At 68.7% G+C, this 10890-nt stretch carries 13 protein-coding genes; 5 read left to right on the forward strand and 8 right to left on the reverse strand.

All coding sequences use genetic code 11. The features are described from left to right. Nucleotides 1–183: 183 nt before the first annotated feature. Nucleotides 184–1188, forward strand: coding sequence for a competence protein CoiA family protein (locus ABT112_RS31675; protein WP_351515234.1), 1005 nt, complete (start codon nt 184–186; stop codon nt 1186–1188). Between the two features lie 271 nt (nt 1189–1459). Here ABT112_RS31675 and ABT112_RS31680 read toward each other — a convergent pair whose 3' ends face one another. Continuing rightward, nucleotides 1460–1651, reverse strand: coding sequence for a hypothetical protein (locus ABT112_RS31680; protein WP_351515235.1), 192 nt, complete (start codon nt 1649–1651; stop codon nt 1460–1462). A 338-nt stretch (nt 1652–1989) separates the two neighbouring features. On the opposite strand from ABT112_RS31680, the gene ABT112_RS31685 reads away from it, so the two are divergent. Both ABT112_RS31685 and ABT112_RS31690 read left to right on the forward strand, forming a co-directional pair. Further along, nucleotides 1990–2199: a hypothetical protein gene (locus tag ABT112_RS31685; RefSeq protein ID WP_351515236.1), complete on the forward strand. Its 210-nt coding sequence runs from the start codon at nt 1990–1992 to the stop codon at nt 2197–2199. Nucleotides 2200–2322: 123 nt separating this feature from the next. Next, nucleotides 2323–2847 (forward strand): hypothetical protein, encoded by a 525-nt coding sequence (locus tag ABT112_RS31690; RefSeq protein ID WP_351515237.1) that lies wholly within the window; start codon nt 2323–2325, stop codon nt 2845–2847. A gap of 75 nt (nt 2848–2922) precedes the next feature. On the opposite strand, the gene ABT112_RS31695 is transcribed toward ABT112_RS31690, so the two are convergent. After that, nucleotides 2923–3426 carry a hypothetical protein gene (locus tag ABT112_RS31695; RefSeq protein WP_351515238.1) on the reverse strand — a complete coding sequence of 168 codons (504 nt, stop codon included), beginning with the start codon at nt 3424–3426 and terminating at the stop codon, nt 2923–2925. 1161 nt (nt 3427–4587) lie between these two features. Between ABT112_RS31695 and ABT112_RS31700 the strand changes: the two genes are divergently transcribed. Beyond that, the gene (locus tag ABT112_RS31700; RefSeq protein ID WP_351515239.1) at nt 4588–4818 is read left to right on the forward strand and encodes a hypothetical protein; all 231 of its coding nucleotides are present in this window, start codon (nt 4588–4590) and stop codon (nt 4816–4818) included. Further along, nucleotides 4808–5065 (forward strand): hypothetical protein, encoded by a 258-nt coding sequence (locus ABT112_RS31705; RefSeq protein ID WP_351515240.1) that lies wholly within the window; start codon nt 4808–4810, stop codon nt 5063–5065. Before ABT112_RS31700 ends, ABT112_RS31705 begins: the two co-directional genes overlap by 11 nt. A gap of 401 nt (nt 5066–5466) precedes the next feature. Here the strand turns inward: ABT112_RS31705 and ABT112_RS31710 are convergent, their stop codons facing one another. From ABT112_RS31710 to ABT112_RS31735, 6 genes are all read right to left on the reverse strand, one after another. Continuing rightward, nucleotides 5467–6234 (reverse strand): DUF5710 domain-containing protein, encoded by a 768-nt coding sequence (locus ABT112_RS31710; protein WP_351515241.1) that lies wholly within the window; start codon nt 6232–6234, stop codon nt 5467–5469. Between the two features lie 494 nt (nt 6235–6728). Beyond that, entirely contained in the window at nt 6729–7202 is a 474-nt protein-coding gene (locus ABT112_RS31715; protein WP_351515242.1) for a helix-turn-helix domain-containing protein, read from the reverse strand. Continuing rightward, a complete protein-coding gene (locus ABT112_RS31720) occupies nt 7199–7906 on the reverse strand; it encodes a hypothetical protein (protein ID WP_351515243.1) in 708 nt (235 codons plus the stop codon). Before ABT112_RS31720 ends, ABT112_RS31715 begins: the two co-directional genes overlap by 4 nt. Before the next feature lie 564 nt (nt 7907–8470). Further along, nucleotides 8471–8671 (reverse strand): hypothetical protein, encoded by a 201-nt coding sequence (locus tag ABT112_RS31725; protein ID WP_351515244.1) that lies wholly within the window; start codon nt 8669–8671, stop codon nt 8471–8473. 185 nt (nt 8672–8856) lie between these two features. Then, nucleotides 8857–9330 (reverse strand): helix-turn-helix transcriptional regulator, encoded by a 474-nt coding sequence (locus ABT112_RS31730; protein WP_351515245.1) that lies wholly within the window; start codon nt 9328–9330, stop codon nt 8857–8859. Then, nucleotides 9327–9884, reverse strand: coding sequence for a replication/maintenance protein RepL (locus ABT112_RS31735; protein ID WP_351515246.1), 558 nt, complete (start codon nt 9882–9884; stop codon nt 9327–9329). Before ABT112_RS31735 ends, ABT112_RS31730 begins: the two co-directional genes overlap by 4 nt. Nucleotides 9885–10890: the final 1006 nt, after the last annotated feature.

The raw sequence follows: 10890 nt of genomic DNA on the forward strand, positions 1-10890 counted from the left end.
GAGAGCTCACCAGCACCGAGGCCGAGGGGCGTTTCTCCAACGCGCCCATCCGGTCGAAGGCCACGCTCGCGACCGAGCATCTGCCCGAATGCAGTTCTGCTGTGCGCACTTGAGAGGAGGGACTGTCAGGGCTCCTTGCAATCCTCTGCGTACACGCTTCGGGTGAGTTGAGAGGAGTGTCCGTTGTTGGATGATCTGCTGGTGGTGGGGTTCGACCTGGAGACGCAGACTGAGGTCCACATCGGCGAGAGGCCCGTGGAGCAGTGGCGGGCGCTCGGGTACGGGCGGCGGGAGACGCTGGTGTGCTTCTACTGCTGGCGCGGCATCGACGCCCCGGCGGGAACGAAGGCGCCGCTGCTGGCCCGGGGCCGGATCGGCGGCCAGGTCCGGCCGCACTTCGCGCACCCGGCCGGGACCGCCCCGCCTGGTGGGCACAGCCGGGAAACCGTCTGGCACATCAACGCCAAGCACCGCCTCGCCCGCTGGGCCGGTTCCCTGCCCAACGTCACCCAGGTGCAGCTGGAGCAGTGGACACCGGACCGCGACCGCCGTGCGGATGTCCATGTCGTCCTCGATGACGGTGCCTGCCTGGCGCTGGAGGCCCAACGGGAGCTGATCACCGACGAGCTGTGGCAGGCCCGGCACCGCGACTACGCCGCCGCCGGGGTGCGGGACGTGTGGTTCATGCGCCCGGACACCCGGATCCCGCACGTGCTGTTCGCCGAGGGGACCCCGGCCTGGACGCTCCACCACCGCGACGAGACAGCCGAGGCCCGGCTGGGGCAGCCGCACGAGCGCGGCCCGCAGTGGTGGACGAAGGACCTGCGCCTGTTCGGACCGCACCACCCGCCGTGCGCCGGCGACAGGGTCGTCTGTGAGCGCCTACCGCTCGCCGACCTCGGCCTGAACGCCGCCGGCGTGACGTTCCCGCCCGCACTGACCGAGCGCCTGGCCGAACAGGCTGCCCGCGTACGGCGGGAGGCCGACCAGGCCCGGCGCCAGCAGGAACAGGCCGCGCGGCGGCGCCACGAAGCCGCAGCCCGACCGGCAAGGCCCTGGAAGCCCACCCCGCTGCCACCGGCTCGGCCGACGGGGCCCCGGCCCACGAACGGGAAACCGGTCTGCGAGGTCTGCCACCGCCCGCTCGCCGAGATCCTGGTGCGCTACGGGCGGCACATCCTGTGCTGAACAGGGGCCGCTCCTACCGGCCTTCCAGGTAGTCGGCGGCGCGTTCGGCAGCCTCCTCCGGAGACCGTCGGCGTGGCCGCTCCCGCCGACTCCCGCCGCACAGATCGTCAGCCGCCCGTTCTGCTGCCTCATCCCACGACAACCGCCGCGGCCCCCACCTGCGACGAGCGTCCCGCCGACGCTCAAGGAAGCGGGCCAGCCAGCCACCCCGCACACCACGATTCTGCTGATCACTCACGGAGCAAGATCATAAGGCGCCCGCGAGGTCGGGCTACAGGCTGGTCTTGTACTGGCGGGCCAGCAGGAAGCGCCAGAAGCCGAAGCTCAGCTCCGCGATGATCTTTCCGCGCGGGGTGACGGTGTCATACCCCCGGGCGCGCTGTCGGGCCTGATCGATGTCGGCGCGGGCCCTGCCGCGGAGCGGGAGCTCCGGGTCCCTGGTAGCCCCGACGCGGCAGGCCATACCCCCAGGGTTCAGACGTTAAGCGAAGGGCGCCCGGGACACCCGGGCGCCCTTCGTGCTTGCCGGCCCTCCGACGAACCTTCCGGCGAACATCGTCGCCAGCGGAGCCGCGGGGCCCAGGTTGCCGACGCCGCCGGTCGCAGCCGGCTGTGACGCCGAGACCGGTGTCAGCAGCGAGCGCGGGGCGGCGGGATCCAGCCAGCAAGATCGCTTTCTGCCAAGCACCGCGAAAACCGGCGCAGCGCCGGCGGCCCCGCGCTACACAGGAGGGCTGAAGCAGCACGGGTTCGAGGCCCCTGGGCGTCCGGTCCGGGGCCCGGGGTGGGAGGACTGGCAGATTGCTGACGATCAACGTGACGCTGCTGCTCGCGATCATCGTCGTCCTGCGGCTGCGCCGCCGTACCGAGGCTCGGAGCCGGTTCGACGAGAAGCTGACCGTGATCACCGTCCTCGCGCTGGGAGTCCTCATCGCTCCCACTCCGGTGGGGGAGGGGATCCTGGACGTCCTGGGTCAGCTCGTCCGCGGCGTCGCGCGGGCCAACTTCTGAGCTGGCCCTGCACAGTCCGGGGTGCCACGGCACCCCGGTCAACGGGTCCCCGTCGGCCGGGCCCGGAGTCGGATGGCCCGTTCCGCCCCCGCTGCAGCGGTGGGGTGGGTAGCTTCCCGGCATATGAGTGCTCACCGAGCTTCCCCCGAAGAGCCGTGGCCGGGCTGGTCGACCAGCCGGGCGGCGCAGGCCGCGTACGGCAAGCACCTGGTCCGCATCGGCGAACTCGTCCCCGCGCTGCTGTACATGCACGTCCTGGACCGCCAGCGGCTGGCTGCTGCGCACTCCGCCGGCCGCCAGGACCTCATCGACTTCGATGTCAACGGCTTGGCCCTGGAGTGCCGGGACGATCTGCTGGCGGCCGCGGCCGTGCTGGATGCCCTGGCCCTGTGCCACGGCCACGGCAACTACCTCCCGCGCCCCTACCAGGAGGATGCCCGACCGGTGCCCAGGGACGTGGAGCTGCGCACCGACGCTTCCGACGTCGCCGGCGAGCTGGTCCGTCACGACAGCCGGCACGGGACCAGCACCACCGGTGACATCCCCGCGGCCCTGGAGAACGGCTGCACGGGCGCCGAGCGGGACGCGGTCCGGGCCTACGCACGCCGGGAGTTCATCGCCTCCGAGGAGCGACGGCTCCGCATCTGACGACCGCCCGGCGGAGGAGGCACCGCCCGCCCCCAGGCCGCAGCAGCCGAGGCTGCCGCTCTGCGCGCGGTGTTCCTACTTCGGTGAGGCGGTGTGCTTCGCGTCGATGAAGGCGTCGTCAACGACCACTCGCAGCGGCGGTTCCTTCGGACCGGGACGCTTGGTGATGCCGTCCAGAACACCCGAGATCTCGTCGTACATGCGGATCGACTCCGCTTCCCGGGACCGCGCCCAGGGCGCACCGCTGCCGGGGCCTCCGTGCGCGTCGGAATCCAGCTGCCGCATGTAGTTCGCGAGGCTGACCCCCGACAGCTGGATCCGCAGCAGCCCGTTGTTCAGCCTCTTCGTCTTGGCGTCGATCGGTGCTTCCCGCTGGTCGTACGGAATCTGTTCCGAGGTCTTCTCCCACAGTTCCTTCGTCGTGTCGACCTGGAAGACCTTCAGCCCGGACGCCTTCTGGAGGCGCTCGGAGTGCCGCGGCGGGGAATTGACGACAGCACAGCCGGAGGTGAGGAAGGCAGCAAGGAGGGAGAGCATGACGATCATCGGAGCCCTGAGGGCGGAAGAAGAGGTTGCCACGGACCGCAGTGTCGTGCAGCGCTCCTCGGTCCACTCCGATTTGATCTCTTCTCACCCAATCGGGTGACGCGAGCGCGCCAAGCCGGTCAGGCCGACGTGCTCCTGCCGGAGCTTCCCGCAGGTCCCGAGTGCGAGACACCGCGAGGAGACGGAAAATGGAGGAGACAGGTACCGACCTCGAAACCTGTCTGCCCGCCGTGCCAAGTGGGTACCGCCCCCGGGGGAAGCAAGCTCCCCCCGGGGGCTCTGGTCGAGGAGATACGTCGTCAATGACACCGCCGACCAGGCCCGGCCCATCGAGCCGGCCCCAGAGGATCACCGCACCCGATCGAGGCAGCGGGACGGGGCCCGGCGTTTGGGGTCCTCCCGGGCGGCCGGAGGGGGCAGCGTCACCAGCTGCGGCCGGCAAGAGGGCGATCCGGGCCCCGTCCCGCGCAGCTCATCATCGGCGATGGAGAGGGGCGAACGCGGTGCCGACGCTCCACCCGTTCCTTGTCCCACCCGAACGGGCGGGACAAGGAACGGAGCCACCGAAGCGGCCCAGGCACACGGCGCGGCGCCCATGGACCGCTCCTGTGCCCACTGGAGGCGGCGGAAGGCGACTTCTGCCGTGTCCCCGAAGGCGGACGCCAGGACGACGTGACGGCACTGGCGCCCGCCGTGATCAGTATGCTTCGCGCCCCCCGCGCCCTGGACGACGACGCTCCGCACCAAACGGACGGAACAACGACGGCCGCGAGGCGGCCACCGCCGACGGCCCGCATCCGGGCCCCATCCGCCGACACCACCCCGAACACCGCGCCTCGCAGACCCCGGGCAGGCAGAACCGGCCCGGCGGCCACAAAAACCCTGGATAAACGCGTCTACTGTACTGGACACCGCCGGGCCGAGGGAGGCATAACTGGCTGACTCAGCAGCATTCCACGAATTAGCGAAGACCATTCACCGACTCCTATCTACGCGACTGAGACGGCGCCTACACGGGCCTGTGCATCGATTTTCGAGACGGCGAACACCTCGATATCTCGTTTACCCGCGCGGAACTTCTCCGGCGGATATACCCCAGACCCGGTAGCCGGGGATTCCGTCCGTCTCGCCCCGCGGGGGCCGGTCCGGCGATACCGTGAGCGGCACACGACAGAGACAGCCCAGGAGCCCTGGATGAGCCAGCAGCCGGACCCCGCGCCCGCCCGCCAGCCCCTCGATGAGCACACCGCCGCGGCCGTCCGGGCCTACGCGGCCGACCAGCGCGCGAAGGTCGACGTCCTCGCCTCCGTCCTGGAGGACATCGCCGAGCACGGCTACCCGGCCGCAGAGTCGGGCGTGCTGTGGGAGGACGCCCGCGACGCCCACCTGGAGCGCCTGGCCGACGAGCAGTCCCGTGTCGCCTGACCACGCAGCGCGGCGGGCCCGCGTCGTCCTGGTGGAGCCCGCGCTCACCCAGCTGGCGAAACTCACCGCCGGCGAGACGCACCGCCTGGACCGCGCCATCGTCGCCATCAGCGTCAACCCCGAGCTCGGCGCGCCGGTGCCTGACACCCTGCTGCGCGACTACTCGGACGAGGTCGACGGTGTCCGGGTGATCTACTACATGACCGCCCTGCGCACGATCACGATCGTCGCCTACGTCGAAGCCTGACCAGCAAGCAGCAGCGCCCTGCAGCCAACCCGGGGTGCTGCCGCTTGTCGGTCGGCGCCTACTCCTGCCGTCATGTCGCGCAGGACGCCCGAAGGAACCCTCGGGTTCGTTCGATGACCATAGGCAGCATGACCATCAGCGCCATGGATCGGCATCCTAGGATACCGATCTCTTCGGCGTTTCCGCAGGTCAAAGACTTGTTGCGGCTGCGCTCTCTATGCACACGAACCCCGCCGCCACCGGCAGTACCTTCGGGTTGGTCACGGCGCAGGCCGTGACGGGGGCGGGGCAATGAGGCATGGTCAGGGCCGGCGGAACTCAGTTCCGCCGGCCCCGGGGGACCGTTCGATTCCTGTGCCTCCGCCGGGCCTGCGTGTTCTGCTTGCAGGCCCGCCGTCTTCCTACCGACGCCCCAGCGTACGGCGGATGACCGAGTCGGAGCCGCACTGATGGGGCACGGCCGGTTTGCCGCCGGCTCCGCGGAGGGTGTCCTCCGCGACGCCGGCCCGGTCCTTAGCTCCTGGCGGCGGTGCGAGGGTGATCCCGGCGTCGGTGAGGATGTTCAGGTCCAGTTCCCAGGTGGTGGCCGAGCGCCGCTGCCACAGGGCGAAGGCGGCTCGGACGTGCTGGCGAGCCTGGGGCTCGGTCATCTTTGTGACCTTGATCAGGTGTGCGAAGGCCTGTGCTTCGATGCCGCGGACCTGGGCGAGGCCGAAGTGCGTGACGGTGTGACAGTCGGTGCACAGGCAGATCAGCCGCTTGAGGGTCTGCACTCGAGTGGTGTCGTCGAAGGTCCAGCGTTCGTGGGCTTCCAGCCACCGCTTGGCATCACGGTCTTCTTCCGCCCCGCACGCCTCGCAACGCTGCCCGGCCCGGCGTGTGATCATCCGGCGGAGACGTTCCCAGTCCTTCTTGTCCACGCAGAAGCGGACGTTGGTGAACCAGCAGGTGCTGGGCACCAGGTCGACGAACAGGCCGTTGCCCAGTGTCCGGTCCTCCCCGGGCAGCAGGGCGGGCACATCCGGGGCTGCTGTCCACCGCTGGAGTTCAGGGATCTCCGGGCGGGGTGCATACCAGCGCTTCGCGGTCCCGTCCCAGCGGGCCCCGCTCTTCTTGGCCTCGTCCTTGTCCGCATACGGAACGTCCAGCCAGTGCCGCTCAACTGCCATCGTTGCCTCCAAGTTGGCGATGCGTCACATCGTGAAGGCGAGGCTAGAGGCAGGCACTGACAATACATGCCAAATCGGATCTTCGTTCTAATTTGGCATGGCCCGGCCATGCTTCCGCGGCCGCGCTTTGTTCTGGAGGAGCAGAACAAACCGGTTCACCTGGTGGTACCGGTGCTCCGGGTCGCGGCGGGAACTCCCGCACGCGGGCGCCCGCCGCGTGTTCTGCTCCTCCAGAACAAAGCGGTTTAGCCAGTGCTACCGGCTTGATCGCGGGCGGACGCGAAGAAGGCGCCGCACCGGGGGTGCAGCGCCTTGGTGGCTTCGCGGGACCAGGAGCCCGCTGGAGGGCCGTTCAGGCCCCTCGGTGGTGTTGTGGGCGGCGAGGGCTGTCTGAGCAAGCACGCAGCAGCGGCCTGAACCTGGGGTGGGTTCGGGCCGCTGCCGCTGCTGTTGAACGGTGCAGCGCCGATGTCCGTCGAGGCCGGGCCGCCGGGTCAGCCGACGGCGTGCAGCGAGCTGCGGCGCTTGTCCGCGGCCGCCTTCTTCGCGGCGACGAGCGCGGCCCGCTTCTTGCGCTGTTCGGCGAGCTGGTCCTGGTAGGCGGCGACGGCCTTGTGGTAGCTCGCCAGGTAGCCCTTGTTGTCCAGGCGGTCGGCTTTGGGCATCGTCCTGACGGCGGCCTCGGCATCCTCGGGGGAGGTGTAGCCGGCCAGCATCGGGTTGATCTGGTAGACGCCGTTGCGCACCTTCTTGACGAGCTTGGCCAGCTCAAGCTCCCGCAGCGCGGCGTTCACGCTGGGGCGGCTCAGCCCGAGCAGCTTCCCCAGAGTGGCCTGGTCCATCGCGATGCGGCCCCCCGGCTCGCTGCGCCCCCGCAGCTTGAGCAGCGCCCGGTAGGCGGCGGGCGGCAGGTCCAGGTCGGCGAGAAGACCGTCAGCATTGGTCGCCGACCACTTCAAGGTACTCACTGGGCTGATCCCTCCTCCTGGCGCTGCGCACGGGCCAGTCGGCGTGCAGCGCGTTCCTCGGCCCGCTGCTTCCGCAGCTCCTCGATCGCCTCACGCATGTGCTCCAGCGACGGGAACCGCACCAGATCCGGCAGGCTCTCATCCCTGCGGATCTTCGCGATCGCCTTGTCCTGGTCGACCTGCACATACTCGGCCTCGACCAGCTCCGTGCCCGGGATGAACTCCGCTACACGATACGAGTAGGGCGGGTTGAACTGATAGACACCACGGCGCACCTTGAAGACGATGCCATGACCCATGATCTCCTGCAGCGCCTCGTTGATCTTCCCTCGGTGCACATCCAGCACCGTCGACATCTCCTCCTGCGTCAGCCGGATCTGCCCGCCGGCCTTCTGGCAGGCGATCATCAGCAGGATCAGCCGCAACGGCAGGGCCTCACGGAAGTACTGCGCGATCAGGAAGAAGAACTCCAGCGAGTCCATGGAGAACGCCTTGGGGCGCTCTGGCGTGTCGTAGAACTCCATCGGCTTGCGCTCGCCGCCGAGCGACACCTTGCGGCGCGGGTAGCGGCGAGCCAAGGAATCGAGATCCTCAACCGGCTGAACCGGCCTGGACCACGCCTGGATCTCATCATCAACGGGCAGCTCCGGGCGGCGCAGCGCGCGCTTCGGTGCGGAACGGCTGCGCTGTGGCTCGGATGACACGAGGCCTCTCCACTTCGCTGATCTTGGACGGCAGAAGTATGTCAGCCACACCGACAGATATGTCGGCGTGGCTGACATTCCGGCGTGTTGTGTCCCCCCAGGGGGGACAGATCTCCTCCCCGCACGCTCCGGCGGACCGCCTGACGGAACGCCCCAGGAACGTCGGTCTCGCTGACGTTCCACGCCGGAAACTGTCGGCCTGGCTGACATTTCAGCGCCGATGTGACTCCTCAGCCGGTACACATCTCCGTCGTTATGTACCGGCTGAGGTGACAGATCTCCGAACCGGCACGTCTCTGACCAGCGATTTCTTGGTATCCGTAAGGTATAGGTGGCTGAGGTCGCACGAACCGCAACCGCGCCCCGCCTCATCCGGCAGCCCAACCACGGGTGAACGCGACCTCGGCGCCAGCCCACCGACGGCCGGCCATCCCGGCACCTGAGACTGCGCAGGCCCGACGAGAGCCAGCCCGCCAAGCGACACCTGGTTGTGCTGCCAGAGCACCCGCGCAGGAGCCCCAGCAGCCTCCTGAAAGCGTTTCGTTGGCCCAATGAGCGCCACCCTCACCCCGCGCCCACCGCTGGTGCTGCAGCGGTTTCCTCTTCGGCGGTCCCCTGGAAGCGTTCGCGCTCCCACCGGGCGACCATGGGATCGGCCTGCGGGTCGTATGCCTCCAGGTGCTGCCCGTGCTCCTGGTCATGCTGCCCGACTGCTGCATGGTGGCTCCGGAGGCAGCGCAGCATTCGCACGGCCCAGTCGGACACGGGTACTGCTCCTGCAGCGGGCCAGAAGATCTATGCAGCGGCTGCATGCAGCACGACGCGGTGCAGCGCGGTGCCGGGACGCGAGCGGGGCCGACCATCGTGCTGCAGCGTGGCGGCCGGGAACGACGACGGCGCCCTCCCAGTAGGGGTGGGCGCCGTGGCAGTGGCGGGGCAGGAGTCGCGGTTCATCCGGCCAGTCGCAGGGAGGGTGGTGCGTCGGGCAGCGGGGCGTCCTCACCACCGTCTGGGTCCGGGTCGAAGTCTGTCCCGATGCGGGCGTCGCGGGCGCGCGGCGGGCGGATGTCGCCGGTCGGGAAGTTCAGCGGCCACACGAACGTGCCGGGGGCCTTGAGGTGGTTGACCATGTGGCTGAGCGACTCGTAGCCGGCCAGCAGCGGGTGGATGAGGACCTCACCGCGGCGCTGCCGCTCGCTGATGATGCCCTTGTCGCGCAGCTGACTGATGGCCCGGGAGACCACGGACTGGGTCAGCCCGAGGCGCTCGGCAAGTTCCTGCTGGCGGATCTTGACCAGGCCGCCCGGCGCCTGGCGGGAGGTGAGCACGTCGAAGACGTCGCGGGCCGTTGGGGACAGGCAGGCGTTCGGCAGGACCTCGAAGATCTCCGGGTTGTGGAAACCAGGGATGGAAGCGGAGCTCATCGCGTGGCCTCGTTCCTCACAGTCGGAATGGTGATCTCGTGGTCCACCAGGGTCTTCTTGAGCGACTTCACCAGACGCAGCTGCTTCTCGCTGCCCCACCGGTAAGCGTAGAGCGGGTTGAGGCGGTACACCCCACGCCGTTCCCGCCACGTGAAGTTGTGGTGACTCAGCTGGCCGACAGCGCGGGAGATCTTCGACTGTGAGCAGCCGTACTTCTTCGCCAGGCCGCTCTGCGTCATCTCCACCAGGCCCTGCTGGTCGTGGTGCGTCTTGAGGTAGTCCAGGACGTTGCGCGACGTCGCGCTCAGATCGAACTTCCACAGGTTTTCCTCGATCACCTGGGACAGACTCAGGTGCTGCTTGCCGTAGAAGACGTACGGCTTGACCGGGTCCTTCGTGGTGAAGGTGCCGCCCCGCTTGGCCAGCGCGGACAGCCCCTTCACCAGCTGCTGCGCCGTCTCCATGCCGTTGACGGCATCGGCGGGCGGCGGAGCAGGGGCCAGCCGCGGCACGGTCGCCGCCGCCTCCGCGCTGCGCCTCAAGGGCTGAGCCACGGGCTCTCCTTCTTCATGATCGTTGAGGCTGCATAACATAGCAGATCTGCGATGTTATGCAGAAGATCTATGCACGCGGCGGGCGTGTCCCTGGACAGGAACGATCTATTCACCTACGTGCATGCAACTCGTCACCTCCGGCCGAGATCCATGCACTCAGGCTGCATAGATCTCGCGCGTTTTCGCAGGTCAAAGGCTTGCGTCTATCTGATCTTTAGAGGCGCGCCCCCTACGGGCTGCCCTGCACCCTCCAGCCGCTCCGTGCGGCGGCCAGGCGGGGGCCGGACAGGGGAGGCCTCGGATCCATCCGCGGGCAGCCCGTCAGCAGCTGTGCATCGGCCCCCGGACGGAGGAAGCGTGGCTCGGGCCGGTGGGCGGGTCCACCGCCCGGCCCGAGGGGCCGTTCGGCTCAGGTACCTCCGCACGCCGGAATTTCGGCATTCCCATATCCGGGGTACCGTTCTTTGGCTGAGGTCGACAGCTTTCCCAATTCGTGATTCCTCGGCTGTAGTGAGGTACTGAAATACCAGGGGCTGATGTCTTTTCAAAACGTGCGCTCCGCCCTGGCGGTTGGGGGGCTCGCGTTCCCGCCAACGGTGGGGGTGGTGCCGTAGTTTCACGGACTCTACCCCTGCATCACGGAGTGATGCAGCAACTCGGCTGGAGTGGACTCTAAAGGGTGACCCTGGTAGGATCTGGAGGTATGAGCCCGCGATGTCTACCGGTCTGGCGACAGCAGATCAGGTTCTGCCAGGCCGTCACTTCCCTCCCCACTCGCACTCAGGAACAAGCACACCCTCACTTTTCCCCGTAGCCAGCCCGTTTGAAGGCGCGCAACACTCAACCCGCACTCGCCGAGCTGACGCGCATCCCCAAATCCGGACGCGCGTGAATTCCGGAGGAATTCACAAAACAATTCCGGAGGAATTGTTTTCACCCGCCGGAGGCGGGTTCGTCTTTAACGCCCCGTAGGGGCGTGCGTCGTTCCTCCGGAGGAGGACGCGCG

Source organism: Streptomyces sp. NPDC002055, assembly GCF_040296705.1.
Classification (GTDB): Bacteria; Actinomycetota; Actinomycetes; order Streptomycetales; family Streptomycetaceae; genus Streptomyces.